The organism is Amazonocrinis nigriterrae CENA67 (genome assembly GCF_016056305.1).
GTDB lineage: Bacteria > Cyanobacteriota > Cyanobacteriia > Cyanobacteriales > Nostocaceae > Amazonocrinis > Amazonocrinis nigriterrae.
The window spans coordinates 1-24,873 of sequence record NZ_JAECZC010000041.1; the positions used below are offsets into that span (position 1 = coordinate 1).

The 24,873-nt window shown below is 41.9% G+C and carries 18 protein-coding genes and 1 pseudogene; 8 read left to right on the forward strand and 11 right to left on the reverse strand.

Features of this window, described 5'->3' with window-relative positions:
* Positions 1-178: 178 nt before the first annotated feature.
* Positions 179-856, reverse strand: coding sequence for a riboflavin synthase (locus I8748_RS19370; RefSeq protein ID WP_198126198.1), 678 nt, complete (start codon positions 854-856; stop codon positions 179-181).
* 339 nt (positions 857-1,195) lie between these two features.
* Here I8748_RS19370 and I8748_RS19375 point away from each other — a divergent pair, with 339 nt between their 5' ends.
* Positions 1,196-1,693: a bifunctional nuclease family protein gene (locus I8748_RS19375; protein ID WP_198126199.1), complete on the forward strand. Its 498-nt coding sequence runs from the start codon at positions 1,196-1,198 to the stop codon at positions 1,691-1,693.
* A 78-nt stretch (positions 1,694-1,771) separates the two neighbouring features.
* A complete protein-coding gene (locus tag I8748_RS19380) occupies positions 1,772-2,902 on the forward strand; it encodes an aldo/keto reductase (protein WP_198126233.1) in 1,131 nt (376 codons plus the stop codon).
* A 271-nt stretch (positions 2,903-3,173) separates the two neighbouring features.
* Here the strand turns inward: I8748_RS19380 and I8748_RS19385 are convergent.
* Together I8748_RS19385 and I8748_RS19390 are read right to left on the reverse strand one after the other, a co-directional pair.
* Positions 3,174-3,404, reverse strand: a pseudogene (locus I8748_RS19385) (type II toxin-antitoxin system HicB family antitoxin).
* A 21-nt stretch (positions 3,405-3,425) separates the two neighbouring features.
* Complete coding sequence (locus I8748_RS19390) at positions 3,426-4,685, reverse strand: hypothetical protein (RefSeq protein ID WP_198126200.1); 1,260 nt, start codon at positions 4,683-4,685, stop codon at positions 3,426-3,428.
* 153 nt (positions 4,686-4,838) lie between these two features.
* Between I8748_RS19390 and I8748_RS19395 the strand changes: the two genes are divergently transcribed.
* Positions 4,839-7,454 carry a U32 family peptidase gene (locus tag I8748_RS19395; protein WP_198126201.1) on the forward strand — a complete coding sequence of 872 codons (2,616 nt, stop codon included), beginning with the start codon at positions 4,839-4,841 and terminating at the stop codon, positions 7,452-7,454.
* 186 nt (positions 7,455-7,640) lie between these two features.
* Here the strand turns inward: I8748_RS19395 and I8748_RS19400 are convergent, their stop codons facing one another.
* Positions 7,641-8,546 carry a LysR family transcriptional regulator gene (locus tag I8748_RS19400; protein WP_198126202.1) on the reverse strand — a complete coding sequence of 302 codons (906 nt, stop codon included), beginning with the start codon at positions 8,544-8,546 and terminating at the stop codon, positions 7,641-7,643.
* Positions 8,547-9,658: 1,112 nt separating this feature from the next.
* On the opposite strand from I8748_RS19400, the gene I8748_RS19405 reads away from it, so the two are divergent.
* Together I8748_RS19405 and I8748_RS19410 are read left to right on the forward strand one after the other, a co-directional pair.
* Positions 9,659-10,435: a class I SAM-dependent methyltransferase gene (locus tag I8748_RS19405; protein ID WP_198126203.1), complete on the forward strand. Its 777-nt coding sequence runs from the start codon at positions 9,659-9,661 to the stop codon at positions 10,433-10,435.
* 220 nt (positions 10,436-10,655) lie between these two features.
* Positions 10,656-11,180, forward strand: coding sequence for a hypothetical protein (locus I8748_RS19410; protein ID WP_198126204.1), 525 nt, complete (start codon positions 10,656-10,658; stop codon positions 11,178-11,180).
* A 163-nt stretch (positions 11,181-11,343) separates the two neighbouring features.
* Here I8748_RS19410 and I8748_RS19415 read toward each other — a convergent pair whose 3' ends face one another.
* Entirely contained in the window at positions 11,344-12,504 is a 1,161-nt protein-coding gene (locus tag I8748_RS19415; protein ID WP_198126205.1) for an extracellular solute-binding protein, read from the reverse strand.
* A 760-nt stretch (positions 12,505-13,264) separates the two neighbouring features.
* Here I8748_RS19415 and I8748_RS19420 point away from each other — a divergent pair.
* Positions 13,265-13,639, forward strand: coding sequence for a hypothetical protein (locus I8748_RS19420; protein WP_198126206.1), 375 nt, complete (start codon positions 13,265-13,267; stop codon positions 13,637-13,639).
* Positions 13,640-13,707: 68 nt separating this feature from the next.
* Here the strand turns inward: I8748_RS19420 and cobT are convergent, their stop codons facing one another.
* From cobT to I8748_RS19435, 3 genes are all read right to left on the reverse strand, one after another.
* Positions 13,708-14,880, reverse strand: a complete 1,173-nt coding sequence (gene cobT / locus I8748_RS19425) for a nicotinate mononucleotide-dependent phosphoribosyltransferase CobT (RefSeq protein ID WP_198126207.1) — start codon at positions 14,878-14,880, stop codon at positions 13,708-13,710.
* Between the two features lie 83 nt (positions 14,881-14,963).
* Complete coding sequence (locus I8748_RS19430; RefSeq protein WP_198126208.1) at positions 14,964-15,746, reverse strand: DUF2232 domain-containing protein; 783 nt, start codon at positions 15,744-15,746, stop codon at positions 14,964-14,966.
* A 12-nt stretch (positions 15,747-15,758) separates the two neighbouring features.
* Positions 15,759-16,463, reverse strand: coding sequence for a Crp/Fnr family transcriptional regulator (locus I8748_RS19435; protein ID WP_096551689.1), 705 nt, complete (start codon positions 16,461-16,463; stop codon positions 15,759-15,761).
* A gap of 1,001 nt (positions 16,464-17,464) precedes the next feature.
* Here I8748_RS19435 and I8748_RS19440 point away from each other — a divergent pair.
* A complete protein-coding gene (locus I8748_RS19440) occupies positions 17,465-21,736 on the forward strand; it encodes a hypothetical protein (RefSeq protein ID WP_198126209.1) in 4,272 nt (1,423 codons plus the stop codon).
* 374 nt (positions 21,737-22,110) lie between these two features.
* The gene (locus I8748_RS19445; protein ID WP_404800333.1) at positions 22,111-22,776 is read left to right on the forward strand and encodes a sugar transferase; all 666 of its coding nucleotides are present in this window, start codon (positions 22,111-22,113) and stop codon (positions 22,774-22,776) included.
* A gap of 209 nt (positions 22,777-22,985) precedes the next feature.
* On the opposite strand, the gene I8748_RS19450 is transcribed toward I8748_RS19445, so the two are convergent.
* The 3 genes from I8748_RS19450 to I8748_RS35200 form a co-directional block, all read right to left on the reverse strand.
* The gene (locus I8748_RS19450; protein WP_198126211.1) at positions 22,986-23,261 is read right to left on the reverse strand and encodes a hypothetical protein; all 276 of its coding nucleotides are present in this window, start codon (positions 23,259-23,261) and stop codon (positions 22,986-22,988) included.
* A 90-nt stretch (positions 23,262-23,351) separates the two neighbouring features.
* Positions 23,352-24,191, reverse strand: a complete 840-nt coding sequence (locus tag I8748_RS19455) for a carbohydrate ABC transporter permease (RefSeq protein WP_198126212.1) — start codon at positions 24,189-24,191, stop codon at positions 23,352-23,354.
* A 462-nt stretch (positions 24,192-24,653) separates the two neighbouring features.
* On the reverse strand, positions 24,654-24,812 hold the full coding sequence (locus I8748_RS35200) for a hypothetical protein (RefSeq protein WP_225896475.1): 159 nt from the start codon (positions 24,810-24,812) through the stop codon (positions 24,654-24,656).
* Positions 24,813-24,873: the final 61 nt, after the last annotated feature.

Here is a 24,873-nt window from a genome sequence, read left to right on the forward strand (position 1 = left end):
AGGGGGATGAGGGGGATGAGGGGATGGGTAATGGGTAATGGGTAATGGGGAATGGGCCAGATGTGATGACTAATAGTAGAATCCAATTACCAATTACCAATTCCCAATTACCAATTCCCAATTACCAATTCCCAATTCCCAATTCCCAATTCCCAATTCCCCATTCCCAATTCCCCAATCACAAATACCCGTGTTCTGTTAAGAATGCAGGCGTAAGGGCATCTAAAGTGGTATCAGTGGCAACTTTGTCGCTGTTTTTGCCATGAAAGAGGAATTTTTCCACGTATTTGCCGAGAATATCACCTTCTAAATTCACCCAACTACCAGGGACAAGATAGCGGAGATTTGTCTCGGCATAGGTGAGGGGAATTACCGCTACAGTGAACTGAGATAATTCCGGCTCGTAAGCTGCTACTGTCAGGCTAATGCCATTTACAGCTATACTACCTTTGGGGACAATGTACCGCGCGATCGCTTCGGGTGCAGTAAAGGTCATTTCCCAGGAAGTAGCCGTTTGTTCTGCTCCTAGTAATCGACCGATGCCGTCTACATGACCCATGACAAAATGACCGCCGAGTTTGCTGCCCACTCGCAGCGAGGCTTCTAAATTGACGTATCTCTGTTGAGTTTGCTCAGATCCTAAAGTTGTGCGGCGTAGAGTTTCTGGTGAAGCAGTGGCGATAAATCCATCTTTTAAAATTTCTTCCACTGTCAGGCAAACCCCATCTACAGCCACGCTGTCACCGTAAGCTAGATCCTGCATAATAACAGAGGATTGACTTACACAAGTAATTTGCCAAGAATCACCCCCTAAGGGTTTCATCGTTCCTAAAGCTTGGATTAATCCTGTAAACACGGCTTTTTTGTAAAACTAACTCTATTTATTGCTTAATTTTGCCTGAAATTAACTGGTATTTCTCACAAGAATGCTAAACATTCTAAGTATAATTTCTGACTAAATTAAATATAAGAATCTTAACACATTCGCATCCATCACAAGGCATACTTGGTTAAGAAGGTTATTGTCTAAGCAGACCAATTTGACTTACTCTGGTGTTCACAACAAGTTCGGAGTTTAATAGAAGCAATTATAGAGAACAATGCTTATGTTTACTTATGTTCACTACTTACCCGAAAAACGGCATTATTTGTCACAAAGCGCCCAATCGCTTAAAGGATTGTAGAGGCTTAGCCAATGATTGAAATGAAAGTCGCTGGCATAGCATTAGATGCCATAACCCGCAGCCCGATCGTACTTTTAAAAGATGCCTCAGATCGGCGTGCTTTACCAATTTATATTGGTCAGGAACAAGCTAGGGCAATTATGAGTGCGCTGGAGAATCAAAAGCCTCCCAGACCTTTAACCCACGATTTGATTGTCAATATTTTAGAGACATGGAACATGGCTCTAGAGCGAGTGATTATTCATTCCTTACAAAAGGATACATTTTATGCAGCTTTGATTGTCCAGCAAGGCGAAGTCAAAAAAGAAATTGACGCACGTCCTAGCGATGCGATCGCGATCGCCCTCCGTACTAACACACCCATTTGGGTGATGGAAGAAGTTGTTGCTGATGCTTCAATACCCGTCGATCGCGACGCTGATGAAGCAGAACAGCAAGCTTTCCGTGAATTTATCTCTAATCTCCGTCCCGAAGATTTAATCAAGCGCTTCGGTAATGGTGATAGCTAGAAAAGTTGTAAGTTATGAGTTAAGAGTTATGAGTTAGTTACTTCAACTTTTAACTGTTAACTCCTAACTCTGTTCATGATGCAATACCGACGCTTTGGAAAAACGAATTTACGCCTCTCGGTTTTTTCTTTGGGAACAATGCGCTACCTGGCTAATGCCGAAAATGCTCAGGGTGCGATCGCATTAGCCTTATCACTGGGAATTAATCACATCGAAACAGCCAGAGGTTACGGCAAAAGTGAGGAGTATCTTGGTAAGGCTATCAAAGCTGGCTTGTCAGTACCTCGAAACAAGCTTTACTTCACTACCAAAATTCCACCCACAGCAGAAGCTGACAGTATGCGTCGGTACATCGATGAATCCCTAGAACGATTAAATCTCGATTATCTTGATTGTCTGGGAATTCACGGCTTAAACACTTGGGAGCATCTAGAGTGGGTGAAAGCCAAAAATGGCTGTATGTCAGCAGTGCAGTCCGTCGTTGCTGATGGTCGAGTGCGCCATGTTGGTTTTTCCACCCACGGCCCATTAGAAGTAATTCTGGCAGCAATCAATACAGATTTTTTTGAATTTGTCAATCTGCATTATTACTATTTCTTCCAAAGGAACGCCCCAGCGATTCAGCTAGCCGCAAAGAAGGATATGGGCGTTTTTATCATTTCCCCTGCTGACAAGGGAGGACGACTTTACACGCCACCCCAAACTTTAAAAGATTTGTGTCAGCCGTTTTCACCATTAGAATTAAATTATCGCTTTTTGCTGAGTGACAAGCGCATTACTACCTTGAGTGTGGGGCCAGCAAATGCAGATGAATTAATAGAACCTTTGCGGGTTGCTGATAGTGATGGGAAGTTAACATCAGCAGAAATCTCTGTTTTTGAACGGTTAGAAAAGCAGCAAAAAATTGCTTTAGCAACTGATAAATGCAGTCAATGTTATGCTTGTTTACCTTGTCCGGAAAATATCAATATTCCAGAGGTATTACGGTTAAGAAATCTTGCTGTTGCATACGATATGACCGACTATGGAAAATATCGTTATGGCATGTTTGAAAACGCCGGACATTGGTTTCCAGGAATGAAAGCAAATCGCTGCACAGAATGCGGCGATTGTTTACCTCGTTGTCCTGAAAAGTTAGATATTCCAGCTTTATTGGCAGACGCTCATGAAAGATTAAATGGCAAAGTTGGGAGGAGATTGTGGGGATAAATTAAAAATTAAAATTATGGAATGATAAAACTATGTAAATAACAAAAAAGCGATACTACACGCCAGAAGAATGTTTACAGCAAATATGATGAAGAAGATCAAGCGATTGCTCTTACAACTGTACCCTTTGAAATTTCTTTACAAGATTTATATAACAGAGTAAATTTTCAGCTTCTTGAGTCAGAAAGCGAAAATCTTGGTGTTGAGGAATTGAGGTGAAGAACTCTTAGCCTGCACAAAGCACGCATTACCCTAAAACTTGAAACCAGTTTTACACTACTTTTAACGACTTTTGAGGAAAAGCAATTGGTTCTGGCAGAGGTTTACCCTGCTCTTGATACCATTCAATTAAAGATTCAATTACTTCTTGTCCGTGTTTGGCTGCTTCCTCATAGGTTTTGCCATGAGTGTGGAATTGCTGCTAAGGAAATTCCGGTAAGTGTACCAAATAACAGTTATCTTCATCAGACCATTGGATAACCATACTGTAGCGATCGTTCATTTTTCTTCCTGTCATTTAAAGTTACTCATTTCTACAACCTAGAAGTTTAGGGGAAGTCTCTAAGTCAAACTCAGTTTGTATAATATGCGAAATTGTATTAATTTTTTCAGGCAGAGCAAAAAGCATAAGAGTATTAAGTGCAGTTTTTCCAATTACCCCTTTCTCAGGCTCTCGATGGCCTATTTTGTTCAAAATAGCAGAAAGTTTTATTGAAGGACGAGAGTGAACGTTAAAAGTTAATCTATTTTCACCTTCAAAACGTACATACCAATCGTAATCTGCCAAAGTGTTCAACTTAATATCTAGGTTTCCATTCAATACTTCAATATGTTCGATGTTAGGTTTAAATAATTCTCTTAATTCATGCATTCCATCATCCCAAGTTACCTCCTCTGCTGAAAAAATAACTTCAGAATCTACTTGTGTTTTTAAATTATTTCCTTTTCGGAGACTACGATTCAATAGAGCATACTGGTAGAGTATTTCTGGCATTTCTACTCCAAGAGTATATAAACTGCGTTCCTCACAGAATTCCTTAGCTTCATCACGAAGTTGATTTATTAGTAAACCAATATCTTTGTTAGCAAAACTGTTATACTCTCCTCCTTTAGCTTCAAATGCATCAGCCTTTGCTCTGACACTTAAAGAAAGAGCTACTAGTAGTGGTAATCTTTCAGGTTTTCCTATATCAATGCGATTCAATTGAGTTCGTAGCCAAGCTTCTAAATCTTCGGCTCTTTCAATTAATTGATCTGCTTCTAGAAATTCAGGTAGTATATAGCTAAACCGCTCATAAGTTTTGAGTAATTTGAATGTTCTAGTTTCAAACTCTTCTCGCCGTCTACGAGCTTCTACATCTTTAACCTCTTCTACAATACTTTGAAAACCTGTACGCATTTCTTCACGGAAGATATTCATTTGTTGAGCGAGGTTATACTGATTGCACGCCAATAACTCAAGGGTTCGGTGTTGAACAATTAAAGCATTTTGAATACTGTTAAAAGATGACTGAATCTGCTCGTGATTACGGTCTAGTTTATTTTTAATTTTGTGAAGTTGTACTCCGTTGTAAATACCTACACCCAGGTTAAGTATATTTATTCCAAGATTAGCAATGTTAAACATATCAAGATTAGCTGGTTGTACAGATTGAATTGTCTTGCCGCTTATACGATGGCGCGTACACCAAGTACCCGCTTTACCAACAAATACTTCATAATCTGAAGCTTCTCCTCCTTGAAATGGATATGGTTCTGGCTTCTGAGTGAAAGGATTAATCATATTTGTTTATGAAAATATATTTAATTTAAGTATTCCCAAGACTATTTTTTATGTATCACTTCTTGAATTAAGGTGCGATCGCCCATCATTCCCCACCATCATCGGCTAACTTAGATAAAATCACTATGGTGCTAGTTAACCTCCCTAAGTCTGATGAAAAGCGATCGCTCCTCTTCCCTACCCTCTCTTCAACGTCCTGAAATACTCGCGCCAGCAGGTAACTGGGAATGTGCCAAAGCTGCTGTAGAAAATGGGGCGGATGCGATTTACTTCGGTTTGGATAAATTCAACGCCAGAATGCGGGCGCAAAATTTCACTGAAGCTGACTTACCTGAATTGATGAAATTCCTGCATCTTCGCGGTGTTAAAGGTTATGTCACTGTTAATACTCTGATCTTTCCCAAAGAACTTGCCCAAGCACAACAATATCTCCGCACGATTATCGCCGCAGGTGTAGATGCAGTAATCGTTCAGGATGTGGGTATCTGCCGTCTTATCCGTCACCTTTCACCAGATTTTCCCATCCATGCTTCCACGCAGATGACTATCACAAGTGCAGCTGGGGTGGAATTTGCTAAGTCCCTCGGTTGTCAGTTGGTAGTACTTGCCCGTGAATGTTCCCTCAAGGAAATTAATAAAATTCAACAGCAAATTGCCCAGGAGAATACTTCGCTACCGCTAGAAGTCTTTGTTCATGGTGCTTTGTGTGTTGCCTATTCTGGCCAGTGTTTGACAAGTGAAGCTTTGGGAGGACGTTCCGCCAACAGAGGCGAATGCGCCCAAGCTTGCCGAATGCCCTACGAGTTAATCGCCGATGGGGAAGTTGTCGATTTAGGAAATCGTAAATATTTACTCAGTCCCCAAGACTTAGCAGGGTTAGACGTGTTACCCGATTTGGTGAAGTCGGGAGTAACCAGCCTGAAAATTGAAGGTCGTTTAAAAGCACCGGAGTATGTTGCTAATGTCACCCGTGTTTATCGCCAAGCCTTGGATCGGGTGATGGCAGAATTGGAAAAACCTAACGCCCTAACCCCCTTCCCTGCAAGGGAAGGGGGAATTAATACTTCCCTCTCCGTTTCAGAGGGGGAGAGAGGTCAAAGCAATTCGGAACGCTACAACTTGGAGATGGCATTTTCTCGCGGACTCTACACAGGTTGGTTTGCTGGGATTAATAATCAAGAACTGGTTCACGCCCACTTTGGTAAAAAGCGGGGAGTTTATCTCGGTGAAGTCACCCGCATTCGCAACGAACAAGTTAAAGTCAGGCTTGAAGCGCCAGTCAAACCAGGGGATGGAATTGTGTTTGACTGCGGTCACCCAGAGGCGAAGGAAGAAGGCGGTCGTGTTTATGGGGTGGTTCACAAAGGTAAAGAAGCCTTACTCACCTTTGGTCGCAGTGACTTGAACCTACGCCGGGTGCATGTAGGTGATAAAGTTTGGAAAACCAGTGACCCAGAACTCGATAAGCAATTACGCCAGAGTTTTGCAGGCGAAAACCCGCAATTTCAGCGTCCCATTGATATAGAAGTTTATGGAGAAGTTGGTCAATCATTGATTGCGATCGCTCGCGACCAATTCGGTAACATCGTACAAGTAGAATCTGTAATTTCACTGGTAGAGGCACACACCAAACCCTTGAATCAAGACCGCTTAGAAGAACAGTTAGGTCGTCTTGGTAACACTCCTTTTTATTTGGCAACGCTTAACAATCATCTCAGCGGTACTGTTATGCTACCCGTGAGTGAGTTGAATAGGATGCGGCGAGAAATCGTCACCCAGTTGGAAGCATTGCGAAGTCAACCTAAACGCTGGCAACTACGTTCTGACGTTTCTTTCCAAGACCTACTCCCCTCCTCATCCCCCTCATCTTCCTCATCCCCCTCATCCCTCTCACTCATCGTCCTAGTACGCAACCTCAAACAACTCCAAGCCGCCCTCCAGGCTAATGTTGAAACACTGTACTGCGAATTTGAAGACCCCCGCGCCTACCAACAAGCAGTGCAAATGGTAAATCAACAAAGACAAAAATCCCCACTCCCGACTCCCCACTCCCAACTCCCCACCATCTGGGTTGCACCACCCCGAATTACCAAACCTGGAGAAAATTGGATTTTACAACAAGTGCGTGCTGCAAAGGCAGATGGCTATTTGGTGCGGAATTATGACCAACTACAATTTTTTGCCGCAGACCGTTGTATAGGAGATTTTTCCCTTAACGTTGCCAACCCTTTAACCGCAGACTACTTTCACCAGCGCTTTGGTTTGCAAAGGTTGACGGCATCCTATGATTTAAATATCACCCAACTCGAAGATTTACTTAGTAGTTGTCCGCCCGATTGGTTTGAAGTGACAATTCACCAACATATGCCGATGTTTCATATGGAACATTGTGTATTTTGTGCTTTTCTTTCTACAGGGACAGACTATACTAACTGTGGGCGACCTTGCGAAAAGTATGAAGTGAAATTGGGCGATCGCGTCGGTAGTCAACATGTCCTACAGGCCGATGCTGGTTGTCGTAATACTGTATTTAATAGCACTGCCCAAACCGGAGCCGAATACGTACAGCGTCTTATAGAATTAGGATTGCGTCACTTCCGCATTGAATTTGTCAACGAGACACCGGAACAAGTTAAAAAAACGATACTACGGTATCATCAGTTATTACAAGGTGAGATTACAGGTTACCAACTCTGGCGAGAGTTGAAGTTGCAAAATCAACTGGGTGTAACTCGTGGGCCTTTGGGTGTTTCTGCACTGCGGCCATAATTCCTGTTTGGATTTTGGATTTTGCGGAAAGTTCCAAGGAGGGTTTCCCTCCGTAGGAAACTTTCCAAGACAGATTTTGGATTTTGGATTGAAAATTCCCAGTCATCAGCCACCAGTCATCTGTAGGGGCGGGTTCACAAATATCCTCGCTTGCTCAAAAATAATATTTATTAACCCGCCCCTACTTCAACCAAGATAATTTATTTCTTGGAGTTCCCTAAATTGTCGAACTACCTTTAAAAACCTCTGCACTGTTGGCGATGTTTGGTTTCGTCGCCAAATCATGGCAATGGCAACTTTTGGGGTAGATTCTTGGATATTTTGATAAACTACCCCTGTCCGTTGTAAATTTTGCAAAGATGCTGGCACTATTGCCACACCCATCTCGGCTGCCACTAAGCTAACAATCGTTTGCATCTGGATGGCTTCTTGAGTAACTGTAGGGCTGAAGCCTGCTTGCTGACACAGACTAATAATTAAGTCGTAGAGTCCAGGCGCTAAGATTCTAGGAAATAAAATAAACGGTTCATTGGCAAGTGATTTCAAACAAACATGAGATTGATTTGCTAGCCAATGTGTTTCAGGAAGTGCCACCATCAGCGACTCTTGAAAAATTATCTCCCAATTAAATGTATCTTCTTCTACAGGCGGACGCACGAAGCCTACATCCAGCCGACCTGACCGCAACCATTCTAACTGCTGATCTGTAGTCAGTTCATGTAACTCTAACCTCACACCAGGGACACGATTACGAAAATCCCGCAAAATATTTGGCAAAATATTATACGTTGCTGAACTGACAAAACCGACCACCAACTGTCCAACTTCGCCCCGACTAGTTTGTTGTCCAACTTGAATTGCCTGTTGCAATTGTCTAAGAATTTGCTGCACTTCACCCAGAAACACTTGCCCGGCTTCTGTTAATTGCACATTTCGTTTAGTGCGGTGAAACAATTCAAACCCCAATTCTTTTTCTAGCTGCTGAATTTGTTGACTGAGGGGAGGTTGGGCAATGTGTAATCTTTCCGCCGCCCGTCCAAAGTGTAATTCTTCTGCCAAAGTTACAAAATACCGCAGATGCCGTAGTTCCATCTGTCACCATTCTTCACAAGTTATTAAACCTAAATTAGTTTTGTCAATAGTAACTACACCACAAATAATAAGTAGTAAAAAGTATTAAATTAATCTTTATACTGAATTTATAGGGCAAACATGAACTATACTTTTGTATCGAAGGCAATAGGGAAGGGCTGCTACTTTCAGTAGTTCGCTGGCTAAAAAATTGTGTTTCCAACACCAATTTGGAACTAAATTTTCAGCATTATTGCTTCTTGATATTTCATGATTTTAATTTGTCACTAATACAGTTTTTACCATGAAATTGAGCTTTACTTTTAGGATAATCGGCTGTACGCTGCTTACGCTGTTAACACCAACCATACTCTATGCTCAGACTTCTCCGTATGGAACGACACGTAGACCTCACACTTGCCCATCAAGAGTAGAACCAAAAGCAGGAGCGCCCAGCGCCGAACAGGCAAAGATGTATTTTCTCTGTGACGTAGAAGAGGAAATTGTTATCAGTATACCCAATAGCTTTTTGAGGCTTGTCACCGATCTCACCATTCAGGTTGCCCCTATTTCCCGGCCGTTCAACATGGAAACTGACGGAAAGTATTTAGGCATCGACCCGAAACAACCCGTGTACGATATCCGAGGAAGCTACACCGATTATTTTTGCAAGAGGATCGACCGTCGTAACATTGGAAAAAACTGCATTGTCTCTTCTAGACCAAACCAACAGGGCATCTGTTTCCGAAACACTTTTGGCGACTGGCATTGCCATATGATAGGTACAAAAAGAGAAATTGGTAAGCAACTACCACCGCCTACGAATTAGGGCATATCTTGCCCAGACGCGGAAATAGTACCTTCAGCATAAATCTAACCCTTACCCTGATTGGGATGCGATCGCATATGGTCGAGCTTCATTCATCACATTGATTACCAATGCGATCGCACCCAACCAAAACTCGTCTTTATGAGCAGGCTTTAGGTAAACTCATATTTTTTACATATTAGTTATTGTAGAAAAATATATTGGACATCATTAGAAATCTTTTTTACTCTAATGATCAGGCAGTCATCAACCGAGAGCGCATGGTTGAAGATTGGTGAACCAACAAATTGTAATTTCACTGTTTATGAATCAACTTTTGATACCCAACAATGATTGGGACAGTAGCCTTTATGAAGATAAACACGCCTTCGTGTGGCAATATGGCGAAGACTTGCTGAAATTACTCAACCCCAAACCAGGAGAATCTATTCTGGATTTAGGTTGCGGTACTGGGCAACTGACAGAAAAAATTGCCTTAGCTGGGGCTGAAGTTATAGGAATTGATAACGCAGCGACGATGATTGAGAAGGCTAGACAAAACTATCCTCATTTACATTTTCAGGTTGCTGATGCCCGCAACTTTCAGCTTAAACAGCCGTTCGATGCTGTATTTTCTAATGCTACCTTGCATTGGGTAAAACCAGCAGATGCCGCGATCGCTTCCATACATCAGGCATTAAAATTAGGAGGGCGTTTCGTAGCCGAGTTTGGTGGTAAAGGGAATGTACAGGCGATCGTTAAAGCGTTGTATACCGCTTTGGCAGAGATAAATATTACCGCAGAATCACTTAATTCGTGGTATTTCCCTAGTATTGGTGAGTACGCCAGCATACTGGAACAGCACGGGTTTGATGTCAACTACGCCATTATATTTCCCCGTCCCACTCCCCTAGCTGAGGGAGAAGCAGGTATAAAAAACTGGATTGAGATGTTCGCTGGCAGTTTCCTCGCTGGACTGTCTACTGAGCAACAAATACAAGTAACTCAAACTGTTGAACAGATCCTCAAGCCAACACTTTATCAAGAAGGTATTTGGACAGCTGACTATCGACGAATTCGCATCTTTGCCATCAAAGTTTAACGTGAGTTCGATGACCTCTCCCTCCCGACCTCCCTCTCCATTTAGGCGAGGGAGGAGGAACGAAAAAATAAGGGTTTTACTCCCCTCTCCTTGTAGGAGAGGGGCTGGGGGAGAGGTTAAAACAGCACTTGTCGAACTCACGTAAGTTTAAGGAGACTAGGTACTGGGGACTAGGAAAGATATATATATAGTTATAAGTTTTTACAATGCCCCATGTCCCATGCCCCATGCCCAATTCCCACTACTCCTAACTATTAGCCTGGCTACGGTTTCGCTTTTACCAATCCCTGCTTCATTAGCACAAACGTCCTCGATACCACAGCCTTCAAATGCTCCTCTAGAACTCAATTTATTGACCAAACCAAACGGTATTGTGATTACAGCTAATACCATTGACCCAACAGGATTAACTGTTCCCAGTTTATGGTGGGCAAGAGAAAACTCAGAGAAGAAGCTGTTGGATAACTGGATAGCTTATCCAGTTTCTAACCAAGAACCTGGTCGAGTAGACTTGATAGTTAATCAGCAAGTCTGGAGTTTACTAAGTTACCTGGAGCGTTACAGCTTTGTGAATCGCTTAGGTAACTTATCACGTAAGGATGGATATAACGTTCGTGTTTTTAATTATCAGCAAGATCTTTTGGCAACTTACACCTGTAACTTTCAAATAAGTCCAGCGTTATGTAATATCCAAATGAATATTCAGAATAAGTTAGGGTTAACGAAGATAACAGATAACAGATAACTGTTCACTGATTTAACAGACTTCCTAATAAAAAATATTGCACTATTCACAGTCATCAGGAGCCAGTGCGTTGGGGAGACACTGCGTTGCGCGGGTTAAGAGCGTTGAAGCAAGTGTCGTCGGCTCTGCCGACTTGAAGCAACTGGCGTTCATCAGTCATCATTCAACCTTGTCTGATTTTAGTGAATAAAGATTCGTACTGTTGTACCACCGATGTGGCTAAGGGAAGCAAAAATTCACTTTTGGCGAAAACTTCTTGATTACTCTGTAAGAGATTCCGCACAGATTCCTGGAGGTCGGAAGCAACAATATTTGTAGAAATTGGCGAATTACTTTTAGTCAGCAGAGAAATTTGCTTAGCGATCGCTGGTTGCCAACAAAAATCAATCCATTGGGATGATAAAGTACTTTTAGCAATACTTGTCGGGCGTACCCATAAGTCTGCCCAAATTGCTGTTCCTGACTGAGGAGTAATGGCAGCAAGTTGGGGATAACGCCCTAGAATTGGTACTACATCACTTGACCAGCCAACTGCTAGCCAAGTGTCCCCCATAATTAAAGGTTCTAGGTAGGTGTTGGAACTGTAGAACTTCACCTGTTGGTTTAATGCTCTGAGTTCTTTTTCTAGTTCTGGTACTGTGCTAAGATTCTCTGTATTGTAGGATTGACCTAGTTTTTTTAAGACTAGACCAATTACTTCTCTGGGTTGATTAAGTAAGGAAATGCGCGATCGCAATTCATCTCTCCACAAATCACCCCAATTCTGAGGCTTCCACCCCAATTGTTTGAATTTGTCACGATTGTAAACAATTACCGTACTGCCCCAACGATAAGGAGCAGCCCAAATTTTGCCCTGAGTATCTAAATCACCTTGTTCGTTACGCCTGACCAGTTTTTGCCATCTTTCATCCAAAGCAGACCACTGTTTGAATTGTTTTACCTCCGCTTCTTGGAGTGGTTGAATTAGTTTCTCCTCGATTGCAGCTTTCAGCCAGTAATCTCCCAAGGTCACGAGGTCAGCCACAGCAGTTGTTTGAGATTTTCTAAATGGTATGAAACGAGTCCACACCTGCTCATCAGCGGCTTGTGGTTTGTTTTGCCAACCTTGCAAGTGTTGAAATAAATCTCGTATCTGCTCGACTGGGGCAAACTTTAACTGCACCTGTTGCTGTAAGCTTTGGCGAAATTGATTAACCACCTGACTTGGAACAGATCCTTTCAATAACTGCACGTTTAATTTTATCTGTTTGTTGCCAGCACACCCAACCAGCAGTTGTGAAAGTGCTAGTCCACCCGTCCCAAGCAAAAAAGACCGTCGATCCATTGATTTTGGATAGGAAATTTTACATTGTATACCATACATATATATAAGCAAAAGAATGCCAGAGGCTAAAGCACTGAAAAAAAGTGTGTGATTGAGAATAGCCCCTATTTTCTCAGCAAACCTGTAAATTTATCCAAATAGAGTTTTATCTTACTTCACTTTGTCGGTGCAATTCAGTTAGACGCGTATTAGCTCAGAAATTATTTAGATTTTATTTAGATTCTAGCTGTTGTCTATCTTGCTGTATAAGTAACAAGGAAATCCCAAAATTGTGACTGATTTGCTATTATCAACCTTTTTTGCCGCTGATTTTGTAGAATTTAGATACCAAGCTTTCTTAATTAAACATAAAGATTAACCAGGGATTTTAATTTTAATTTGCTATTTTGATTTACTGATTCACTTTAACCAGTCTGATTAATTGTCATATTTCCGGAATATTAGGACTTTTACCTACCCTTAACTGATATTTATTGTCTGCTTTTAAGTGCTGATTCAGGCATATTTGCCAGCAAATGCTCATTAAATACGAATAGGGAAGTATGTTTAAGCGTTTTACTAGTAATTACTGTGGCTAACTTAATTTTTCTCAATGATAAGCTTGAGTAATACTCATAAAAAATATTGAGTTATATTTAAAAGTAATTACTTAGGTATCGCCTGACAACAGAATTTTTGAAAAATTAAATAATTCATAAGTATGGTTAACATAGCTAGTAAATTGAATAACATAGAGAAAATATGCGGACGAGGGTATTAAATGGAGCCATTACAAAAGCAGATTCTCACTTTGAGCGATAAACTGGATGCCCTTTATCAGGTGATTGAGGAGCTTGACGGTAAAGTTGCTCAAGCTTTTTCAGAGTGTTCCTTAGCGAATTCACAAGCAAAGGATAATTATCTGGAAAATAACGATACTGGGCGCTTTCAGTTAAAAGCACAGAGCAATATTAATCCCGAACTGGAACATAAAGATGTATTAACAGACGGCATTTATTTAGATATGAATCGTCAAGGTGGAGATAAGAACATAACACCAGAAATTCAAATCCAACGACTGACAGCTCAACTCACAGCAGCATACAATCGCATTGCTGCCTTAGAAGAACAATTACTCAGAGAGAGAATCCACTAAATTGACAAATTATTCAATAGCCAATATTCTCCAGATTTACCGGAAGCTTTGTGAGTCCGGTTATTTTGTTATTGACTATTGACTCGGCTTTGCCGTTCAAGTTGGTCTTCAATAGCTGCCAAAAGTCGATGTTGATCCCAATTTTGGCTGAGATGGGCGGCGATACAAGCGGCTCCAGCGCCCATACCTTCTTTAACAAAGCCCTGTTCATAAGCTTGGAGTTGGGGATAACGAGAATTAGCAAAACTCAGCGCAGTAGCTAGTAGTGGAGGAGTTGTATTTCCTAAGCTGAGGGCTAAATCTACGGTAGCGCCAGTTGGGTCTTCTGCTACCCAACGAGTTGTCCCCACAACCACTTCTGCCGGTCGCCAAGATAAATTGTAAGCTTGAGCGATCGCGCTTGTTAAAGCATAAACCGCCAGCATTTGTGTACCACCAGCAAGCATAACACCACAACTGCGACTAGCAGCGATCGCCATCCCAGCTACTACCACTTGCATGGGATCGCCTACCGCCGCAACGAGTTGTAAGGGGTCGAGTAGGGGAGATGAGGAGGATGAGGGAGACAAGGTAAAATTTTCTCCCCTGCTCCGCTGCTCCGCTGCTCCCCCTGCTTTCCACCTCAAAAGCCCTTCCCGCACCACTGCCCACTTTTGCTCGTGGTTACAAACAGGATGGCTACTGTTGACTTTTCCTACCGCGTCTATACCTAAACCAGTTAAAATTGCCAGAGCGGTTGTGGTTCCTCCGACGACGCACTCACCTATAATCAAATATTCCTGTTGGATATTGGCAGCCAGGCGTTCTCCCCACAGCAATCCTTGTTTTAGTAAGTGTTGTACTATTGCTAGTTCCATAGCCACACCTTGACTTAAACACCTAGCAGGCGTGCCACCCAAATCAATGGTTGGTACAGCGGGAGACTGTGGTAAACCAGCATTAAACAAATAAAGTGGCATGTTAAGTGCCTCTACCACAGCGCGGGTCAGCAGTACAGGCGATGCTCCCGCTGCTAGTGGTGGTAGAGGATATTGGGGTTTTCGTTGGGGGCCATAATATAAAAACTCAGCATCAGCACAAGCAGTATATTTCCGATCAATAGGGGTGCGTCCAGCTGCTGAAATTCCTGGAATCAAGCCAGTTTCGGTAAAACCTAAAACGCAGGCAAACACGGGTAAAGAGCCGCCATACCTAGCAGTCCATGCTTTACCTTGTTCTATTTGAGTGTAAATACGAATCACTTGGAAAGTTAGGAGTTAGGAGTTAAGAGTTAGGAGTTAGGAGTTTAATTCATAACTCATAACTCATAACTTATAACTCATAACTATCCCTCATAATCCATCAAGACTTGTACCCATTGTGGTGGGCGGGGGATGGGATTTCCTAGGCGGTCTAACAAAAGCCATGCCGCCAAATGTACTACAAACAGATAAATAAAGTTATTCAGCACAATTAAAGCGATCGCGCCTGTTTGAATCAAAAATACACTAGGACTAGCTAATATTTCCAGCTGCAAAAATATCCACTCTGTAATTTCTGTCACCTGGTTAATTACATAAATCCACAAATCTTCACTCGACAACACAGACAGCAACCACATACGAAAAAAGAACCCCAAAGTACCCAAGATTGTGCCTAAACTGATGGAAACAATCCAAGGTACACGACGATACCAAGTTGCCCCCAACAGCACACCCATAAAAGCATAGGGCATGACAAACAAAAGACTGCGGACTGGCCCCATCAACACCGACAGCAGCAACCCAGAAGTCACTGCTGCCATCCATGCCGCTCGTTTGCCCCAACGCAGGTAAACTAAAGCGATCGGTACAGGAAAAAATATCCGCAAAACTGGCCCCAAAGGAAAGTAAAAATTAATAAACCAAATCAAACTAGCGGTACTTGCCAAAAACGCTGTTTCCACCATCCTCAAGGGTGCATCAACTTTCAGCTGCGGAGGCTGGGGTCTGTTGTGGTTGCCTGAGTTGAGCGGACTGCCGTCAGGGTTTAACTGCTCTTGTTTATCTAACCTTTGATTTCGGGGACTTTGAGATTCAGAGGATTGATCTTTTTCTGGCTCGTCTGGCAGCGAATCTAAAATGCTCATTTGGACAAGTTGTTAAACTATCATTCTTTCCAAAGCTGACACATCAGGAATAGAAATAGTGTCCTGATCCCGTTTAATCAAGCCTTTTTTTTCTAGCCTTGTCAATACTCTTGTAACTGTTTCCCGTGCTAGTCCACTTAAACTGCTCAATTCCCGGTGCGGTAAATTCGGAATTTTCGTTTCTCCTGTCTGTCCTCGTTTACCTTGTCCTTCTGCCAAAAACAACAATGTGTCTGCCACCCGCGACTGACTGTCAGATTCCCGCAAGCGCAATCGCCGATTCACTTGCCGCAAACGCCGCGCCATCAGTTGTGCCAGTCGCACTCCCGCCAATGGTTCTGTCTGGAGTAACTTAACAAAATCCTGAGACGGCATACTACCAATCACCGTGGGAGTTAGCGTAATTACGTCGGTAGAGCGGGGTACTTCATCTAACGCCGCCATTTCACCGAACAATTCCCCCCTGCCAATGATATTCAGCGTCACCTCTTTCCCTTCGAGATTGTAAGTGCGAATTTTGACCCAGCCATCAACTATAAAATAAACAGAACCACCCCAGTCATTTTCCAAGAGAATTACTTGATTAGCTGGGTGTGTGCGGGTAACAAGATTGGTCAGAGCAACTTCCACAACAGCTTCTGGCAACCCTTGAAAAAAGGGAGCCGAGATTATCCAGGGATTGGTCGATGCTTCTTGCAAGCTATATCGGTCTTCCATGACGATATCTTTATTAAAGCTGCTATGTATACAATAAACAAGGGCACTATATTCAGCCTAAGCGATCAAGGCACAGCCCATTTACAAAAAAGCTACTTGACATCAAAAAACGACAAGAGCCTTTTTTTGTAGACAATCTTTATCAAATGATCAAAATAGCGTCAAACATTTGCACACACCAACTCTGAGGGGCTTGTTTGGAAGCTAATTGCACTACAAACTTGATTAAGTGAAAATATATCCAAACAACATTAAATAATACTCAAGTAAGTTAATTTTTGTTAAGTTGACTTCATAGGGGAAACAGAAGGAGGAAGGGAAGAATTATCCCTTTTGCTTTTACCCTGGGCGAAGGAGGTTGAAATACGGCAAACTACATGTAAGTCAGGAAGAAGGGTGTGGGGTGTGGCTCTTGTGGGTGTAGGTAAAATCAGTGTTAGCTCTCTTCTCTTATTGGTTTCGCTTCTGGGTGTACAAAAATATAGCTTTCTCTTTCACCCCCCCCTACACCCCACACCCTGCACCCTACACCCTTTTCTGGCCATGTTCTGTTAAAAAATGCCATCTTGCCATTCAGTTACTCTTTGGCTACATTAATTGCTCGTGTAGGTGCAAACAGGAGGACTTTGCCTTGTAGATTCAGTTTTGGTAGTCAAGAGTTTGTTTAACCAAGATTATTTGCTTAATTGTTGCATTTTTTGATGTTTTTTATAATTATGAAGCCGAGAGGCTGTAACATCGCCTATATAGTCAAAGCGCACAGCGCCTTGTAAATCACCTTGTGCTGACAACTTCAAAATAGCTTTTGTATCCCTAGACTTCAATTAGCTTGAGAGCGAATTTTGCCAAATCGGCGCTGATTGGCGATCGCTACAACTCCCAGTAATCCAAACATCATTGCCCTCGCACTTGTAAGGGCAGCTTTCAAACTTCCGTATTTTCCTTGATTCTAAAGTAAATCTCACACAGTTAACCTACAGTTCTAGCTAAGGTAATTTAAAGTGACTTCCCGCGAAGATGAAATTAAAAAACTGATTGCAGATATTGACAACTTACTTACTAGCAGTGGTAAACGCCTGCCCAGGCTTCTGTCTAGTCAGGCGCAGGAACCACGAGAGGTTTTAGAACGAATTCGTAACTTCCTTGTTCAGCTAGAACAGAATGAGGCGCTTAAGCAAAATACTCAAAACAAGTCCGCTGAACAGCCGCAAAGATCCCCACTGTTGACAAAATTTATCGAGCAAGGTCACAACCAACCTGAGCAAGAACAAGGTAATCTGATACCCCAACAATTAAAAAGTGAATTCTCCACCCTATTACAGCCCCTGCAAACAGAACTAGCAGCAATGTTGCAAGAGCGGGCAAATCTGGTGCAGGAAATTAGGCAACTAGAGCAAAGGCGACTGCATCACCACTCCCTCAGTCAGCAGTGGGCAAACCAGGAGCAGATGATTTCCGAATTTTTACAGGTTCTCATGAATCGTCTAGTGCCAAATTTAACGCCCGAAATGACCCAGACTTTAGCAAACTCCTCTCATGTTTCCACAGCCAGCAATCACGAAAGTAGCGAGTTAACATCCTCTGCAACTCAACCTTTAGAATCATCACCTCAAGTAGAGCGGTTAACACAGCTAGCTAGGGAGTTAGATCAACGTTTATTATCACTAGATGGTACTGTAAATGTCGTCTTTGAGGCACTACAGCGCAATATTAATACTTATCATGAATCCTTATCTCAAGCTCTAGCCAGAATGCACAGTACAGGAGTACAAGGCGAGCAACTGATGGCTAACTTTCTCAACAATTTAACCCAATATTTTCAGCAACAATCTGTTACTCCTCAGCCATCTGTCCAGGAGGTAAAAAATGAAACTTTGCCTCCATCACCATCACAGCCAACTAAGACAACTACTGTAACTAATACAAGTACTAAAGTTGCAAGTCAACCGTTAGAATTTCTAGAGTTAGAAGCTTCACCTGCACTCCCCAGTTATGAAGAAGAGTTAAGCGATCGCGTCAATCAAACAGAAGAAGTTGGCAGTGCGATCGCCCAAGATTTTGAGGCACTAGTTTTAGAATTCGACCCAGACGCGCCTTTGTCTTCCAACAATGCTACTACTCCAGCAGAATCGCATCTGGATAGTTTAGATTTAATTGGTGATGAAGTAGATCAACTTTATGCCAGTTTATTTGGTAATAGTAGTTTGACTAACCCAAGTCAGCAAGTAAATCCAGAGGTTGTTCCGGAGAATTTAGCATCATCGAATATTGCAGAAGTTGCATCTACTCCTGACACAAATCCAGAACAACCAAAGGCGGTTACAGAGGATTCGTCAGCGTCAAGTATTCCCAATACCCCTCCTGTATCTGCAAATGATCCAGTACAATCAGTAGATTCTGCTGAAATCTTGCAAGACCCCTGGCTTCACAAACCAGATATAGATCTTTTTGAACTGAGTGACACTGAGCCAGAAGAAACACAAAATGCTCCCATACAATCCATAAACTCACCATTAGAATCATGGCAAACATTGCAGTTTGAGGAAGATACAGACCCAACCCCACCTGTGAGTTTTTCTAACTTACTAGAACAAGAAAGTTTAGCCACAAACAGTTATGAAATTCAGCCAAGCAATGCTGATACAATCACCACCTTGACTGACTTATTAACTGATGCACTTATTGATACAGATTTGCCTTCAGAAATAGCATTTGGTAATGAGAAAAATACAGAAGTAACATCCCCCTCATCCCCCTCATCTCCCTCATCCCCCCTACTGAATGCAAGTCAGCATGAAGAGCAGTTACCAGAAGTTTCTCCTCCTGTAAAAGTCCCATCAGTGACAATTATTACTAAAAAATTAGAAGTACCAATTAATCAAGATGAAAAGCAGGAGCAGTTGTCAGATAACTACATTCCAGCTTCGCCACAGGAAAATTTGCTCTCGCCAGAAGTTAACCAGCCGACAAACGTGCCTGATATTTTCCTGGACGAAGAGCAGTTACAGCAATTGCATCAAGATTTAGCCAAGTTTGATCAACAGCTACACTTCGAGTTAGAACCTGCAAGTAGCTTGGATAGTAGCGAGAGTTTGAGCGATCGCCAAAATTTGCAGCATCCAATTTCGCCCACAAATTTGGAATTCCCCCGTGAGCAACAGATAGTAGAGAACATCCCTAATGTTGCTTTCTCTAGTGCAGAAGTGTCTAAAATTGCCGCTATATCCTTGCCGCAAACACCACCTGACTTAGATTTGAACCAGATAAGTGAAAAAAAAAAGGCAGCCATAACTTCTTTTCTAGAGAACTCTTTAACTGCAAATTCACCATCAACAAATAATCCAGAAGTTGCACCTAATACTCTGGACTCAGTTTGGTATTTAGGAATTGATTTAGGTACAACTGGAATTTCTGCGACCCTATTAAATCGCTCCAATTTTGTTGTTTATCCTATCTATTGGTCAGCAGAAAACCAAGCAGGAGCTAGTTCTTTCCAGCAATCTTTTCGTTTACCAGCCGAGGTTTATCTACCTGCCGCTTCTGTGAATCATAGTGAAACTGAAAGTACACAAGCACTCTCAGCAACAGATGCAGGTGCTGTTGCTGAGAGTGCTGAGAAGGTAAATACTTCTGTCAGCAAAAATATCTACTCAGCGCAGTTGAAACCGTATTTACAAATAGCTGTTCCCTATAAGAGTAGACAACAAAAATGGGAACCTGTATTACAATTCAATGATTTGTCTGCGGGCCCTTTGATTTGGGTTGTGCGATCGCTCTCGAAGTTATTGTTGACCCTCAAGTCAGACCGTCACAGCACAACTCAGGGTTTAATTGCTACGGCTATTGGTTTAGAAGCCCAAACTTTTGATCAAATAATTAATAATATTGCTGGTGTGATCTGCACTTGTCCATCACAGTGGTCGGAACAATATCGCTTTAATGTGCGCGAAGCTTTACTGACTAGCAAACTAGTGCAACATCCACAGCAAGTATTTTTTGTAGAAGAAGCGATCGCCAGTCTACTGAGCATACTCGATGGCAGTAACGGTGAAACAGTACAAATTAGCGAACATCAAGGTTTGCGTCCAGTCAAGACAAGCGATCGTCCTGTGGTTGGTAACACCCTCGCTATCAATATTGGAGCAACTGCTACAGAAATGGCGCTGGTGGATTTACCAGAAAATCTGCTGCAATTAACGCATCAAGATTTCATGCTGCACGGTTTTGCCTATGCCAGTAAAGGAATTGAGCAAGATATTATCTGTCAATTGCTGGTTCCACCAAAGTACCGACAATCACGTTTTGAGAACCAGGGAGATAGCAATATTACTAGTAACCCTTGGCAATGGCAAGCTGCCAATCCCGGTTTAGACCAAATGCATTGGCAGAGTTTAAGGTTGGAAGAATTAGATTTACCGCGAGTCGGGGAACCAGACATCACCGCTCGTATTCGCCTCCAGCAGTATCTAGAAAGCTCGGTGCTGGGACAAGCTGTGCTAGATGCAGCTTTAAGTCTAAAACTGATTTTACAACACCAAGATGCTTTTACCCTAGAATTAGCCGATCAGCGGTGGGTTTTGCAGCGACGAGATTTAGAAACCCAAGTGTTTGTTCCCTTCGTGCGCCGCCTCAACCGAGAACTCAACAAGTTATTGGTAGCTCGTGGCATCCCCACAGAAGCAATTAATCAAGCTATCTTAACTGGTGGGGTGGCTTCTTTGGGAGTTGTGAACAGCTGGCTGCGGCAAAAACTTCCCAATGCCAAGATTATTCAAGATTTTTATCGTGGGGAAAATGGCGCTCCCAATTGTAGCCGAGTTGCCTATGGTCTGGCTATGCTACCTCTGCATCCCCAAGTTTTAGATGAACCCAGACAACAATACACTGACTATTTTCTGTTTACCGAATTGCTGCGACTTTTGCCCAACCGCACCCTATCTTTTAATGAAGTTCTGCAACTATTCGAGAGTCGTGGTATTAATACCAGTATTTGTCAGCAACGGCTGTTGGCTTTCTTGGAAGGTGAGTTACCTCCGGGTTTGATACCTGCAAGTTCAGATGCTACCTGGCTGACTCAGAGTTCCTATGAAAATTCTGACTACCAAGCGATCGCAGCCGCACCACTTTTTGAAAAACAAGGGAATCTGACTTATCGCCCTAATTCTCAACAGATGTTGACTTTACGTCACTATTTAGATGCTATCAAAGCTAGTATTCAACAATCGCTCTCAGAACCTTATACTGTGAACTTTGTCTTAGAAATTACTCATTAGCCCTGAGTTAGGAAACTTGTCTTACTGAGTTTTCTATCATACAATAAAAGCAGCTAAAACAAGCAGATGGAATCCCATGTGCTGAATTAAGAGCATCAGTTCTATTTCCCCACTCATCAGGGGTGCAAAGCTTTGCGCCCTTACTAACCCAACTCCAAGCATGTTATTTTGTTTTTGTTAGAGAAATACGGAAAATTTAAAATACCTAGTTTAATTCAAAGATTGTATAAAATTTGTAATTTAAGTTTTTTATTGGTCTAATTTTTGTCTATATTTACACTTAATCACAACTCAGTATTAAGTAGTAAATAAATAAAAATTGAACTTAAGTTATGTCCATGCCCACTTTTACTTCTGTTGAAAGAGGTTGTGCTATGGAGAATTTAGCCCTTTTAACTTATCTTGATTCAGTTAATTATTCACAACAGCCTTTACACTGTTCAACCGCAAGTATTACAAAAAGAATAATTGATATTCTAGGAGCCATTATTGGGTTGGTAATTACAGCCTTCGTTGCAATTCCTGTAGCAATTGCAACTATTACTAGTAGTCCTGGGCCCATATTTTATTCACAAATTCGCTGCGGTTTAAACGGACGACCTTTCCGCATTTGGAAGTTTCGTTCCATGATAGTTGGTGCAGAAAAACTCAAGCATCTGGTCAATAACCAAGCCCAAGGTCATATTTTTAAATCAGTTAATGATCCTCGCATTACACCTGTAGGTAAATTCTTGCGGCGTACTAGCTTAGATGAATTACCTCAATTTTGGAATGTACTAATGGGGGACATGAGTTTAGTTGGTACTCGTCCACCAACTCCTGACGAAGTTATGCATTACGAACCACACCACTGGGAAAGATTGCGAGTCAAACCAGGGATGACAGGAGAATGGCAAGTTAATGGTCGTTCCAGCATCAAAGACTTTGAAACCATTGTTAAGATGGATATCGACTATCAGCGTAAGTGGTCTATAGCTTACGACTTGAGTTTGATTTTCAAAACTATCGGGGTGGTATTAAAAAAGAGTGGAGCTTATTAAGCTATGACCTGCATAGAGGGAAACAACAACGGAAAAGGGTAATTATTCCTTTTCACCATTGTGATTGCTTCGCTACGCTCTGCCGCCGCTACAATCCGATCAAATATGGCTTTTTTCTCTTCAATCGCAGCCTGCAATTCTTCTGGTGTATCCGCAGATTTAAAAACAAACCCTTGTTTTTCTTGCTTGGCTATTTCTTCCTTGAACTGCTAGTAGTAGCGTTTGAATTTCTGAATCACAGGTAGTGCATCCTGAGATGGTTCAGCATTGACTAGAGTGGGTATGGCTTGAGATAGAAAAGCTGCTCTGGTGGCCGAAGGTATCCCCGGATTGTCGATAGTTAGGTAGGGATTATTAATCGTTAACTGTGGCATATGGCAGCTAACGCAGTTCAAGTTACTCGTTCTTGAACCAAAAAGTTGTTGACCTCGACTGACGGTGGTTGCCTGAACTGGTGGGATTTGCTGCTGTGGAGGACGAGTCATGGCCACAAAAGCTGTCAGTGCTGATATGTTTCCTAAAGTGACTTCATTGACCTTACCATCATCATCAGGGTCGGTATTCTAACTAAATATTTAACCCTTGACGCCACTACCAGTTTCTGTAGGAACAATGTAACGCTGTAAAAACAGAAATAATATGAGTACTGGCGCAATAGAAATGATTGAGCCAGCGGCTACTAAACGCCAGTCTAGAGAAAATGTACCCGCCAGCTTCGCTACGCCCAACGGGAGTGTGTATAAGTTTTCATCTTGAATCACAATTAAAGGCCATAGAAAGTCACTCCAAGAACCGATGAATACGAAAATAGCCAAAGTGACCAAGGCTGGACGAATTGCTGGTAACATGACGTACCACCACAAACCTAACTCGGAACTTCCATCCATACGCGCCGCTTCTTCTATTTCTTTGGGGACACCCATAAAAGCTTGTCGCAGTAAAAAAATGCCAAAGGCAGAAGCTAAGCTAGGAAAAATCATTCCCAAATAAGTATTTCTCAAACCTAGCTTGACTGTCAAAATGTACAGGGGAATCATCACAATTTGGAAGGGAATCATAATTGTGGAGACAATCGCGATAAAAATCCAATCCCTTCCCGGAAATGACAATCGCGCCAAAGGGTAGGCCGCTAGGGCACAAAACAGCAAATTCAAGCCCACAGTCAGCACTGCTACTAGAGTACTGTTATACAAATACTGTGCAAAAGGTAGGGAGTCCCATACCCTAGAAAAGTTTTCTAGTGTCGGTTGACTTGGCAATAACTGCGGCGGTGACTGTAGGATATTTTCCGTAGGCGATTTTAAGGCTGTACTAATTAGCCACAGCAGTGGGAAGAGCGTTACGAGAGCGATCGCTCCTAAAATTCCATAAATTGCTAAAACATTAAGTTGTGAATTGCGCCTCAAATTTTTCATATTTAACCTAAATTTATAGAGTTAAATTTTAATTATATATAAGTATTGAAATTACTAAAAAAATTATTCCTGAATTGGTAAAAAAATATAGAAAAAATCTTTTTCACTACTTGTTTTTAATATCCAAACATCATAATATAGTAATTGTATTTGTCTATCTACATAACGTTGTAGTTGACGCGTCAGGGACAATTGTCCCTGACGCGAGATGTTTAAAATCAACTAATTTGAAAAGGTTATTTTTCAACTAAGGTATAATGTTGGGGTTCTCACAAACGTTGAGCAATTTGTTCTCGCCTACTTTTTGCTAGTTCACTGTAAAGCTTCTTGCGAGACAAATTCACATTCCCAACAGGCTCATGCTCTAACAGTGTATGCCAAGGGCTAAGGAACATACCTTCATCTAAACTTTTACGTTATTCAAAATCAAATTTCTGGCTAGGAATGCGGACAGTGGCAACTTTAATAAAAGGTGAATCCTGCGGTAAGTTGCCCGCTACCTACTTTAAAGATGTCTGCATAATCACGAATATCTTTAGCGAAGAAAGTAGGATAATTGTTGAGCGTAAAATCTTGAGTTTTTTCTTCATCATCCAACACTTTTGTCCCGTCCACATTCATTTGTAGATAACCTTGGATTACTCATTGGTGTTCCACGTAAATTTTTGATTTTGATATTGTC

Excerpts from the sequence above, each read along its gene's own strand:
- I8748_RS19395 (WP_198126201.1), top strand. The coding sequence starts at position 4,839 with ATGAAAAGCGATCGCTCCTCTTCCCTACCCTCTCTTCAACGTCCTGAA.
- I8748_RS19450 (WP_198126211.1), bottom strand. The coding sequence starts at position 23,261 with ATGACTCGTCCTCCACAGCAGCAAATCCCACCAGTTCAGGCAACCACC.
- I8748_RS19380 (WP_198126233.1), top strand. The coding sequence starts at position 1,772 with ATGCAATACCGACGCTTTGGAAAAACGAATTTACGCCTCTCGGTTTTT.
- I8748_RS19435 (WP_096551689.1), bottom strand. The coding sequence starts at position 16,463 with ATGGAAGACCGATATAGCTTGCAAGAAGCATCGACCAATCCCTGGATA.
- I8748_RS19415 (WP_198126205.1), bottom strand. The coding sequence starts at position 12,504 with ATGGATCGACGGTCTTTTTTGCTTGGGACGGGTGGACTAGCACTTTCA.
- I8748_RS19390 (WP_198126200.1), bottom strand. The coding sequence starts at position 4,685 with ATGATTAATCCTTTCACTCAGAAGCCAGAACCATATCCATTTCAAGGA.
- I8748_RS19445 (WP_404800333.1), top strand. The coding sequence starts at position 22,111 with ATGGAGAATTTAGCCCTTTTAACTTATCTTGATTCAGTTAATTATTCA.
- I8748_RS19410 (WP_198126204.1), top strand. The coding sequence starts at position 10,656 with ATGCCCCATGCCCAATTCCCACTACTCCTAACTATTAGCCTGGCTACG.
- I8748_RS35200 (WP_225896475.1), bottom strand. The coding sequence starts at position 24,812 with ATGAATGTGGACGGGACAAAAGTGTTGGATGATGAAGAAAAAACTCAA.
- I8748_RS19430 (WP_198126208.1), bottom strand. The coding sequence starts at position 15,746 with ATGAGCATTTTAGATTCGCTGCCAGACGAGCCAGAAAAAGATCAATCC.
- I8748_RS19405 (WP_198126203.1), top strand. The coding sequence starts at position 9,659 with ATGAATCAACTTTTGATACCCAACAATGATTGGGACAGTAGCCTTTAT.
- I8748_RS19420 (WP_198126206.1), top strand. The coding sequence starts at position 13,265 with ATGGAGCCATTACAAAAGCAGATTCTCACTTTGAGCGATAAACTGGAT.
- I8748_RS19455 (WP_198126212.1), bottom strand. The coding sequence starts at position 24,191 with ATGAAAAATTTGAGGCGCAATTCACAACTTAATGTTTTAGCAATTTAT.
- I8748_RS19400 (WP_198126202.1), bottom strand. The coding sequence starts at position 8,546 with ATGGAACTACGGCATCTGCGGTATTTTGTAACTTTGGCAGAAGAATTA.
- I8748_RS19375 (WP_198126199.1), top strand. The coding sequence starts at position 1,196 with ATGATTGAAATGAAAGTCGCTGGCATAGCATTAGATGCCATAACCCGC.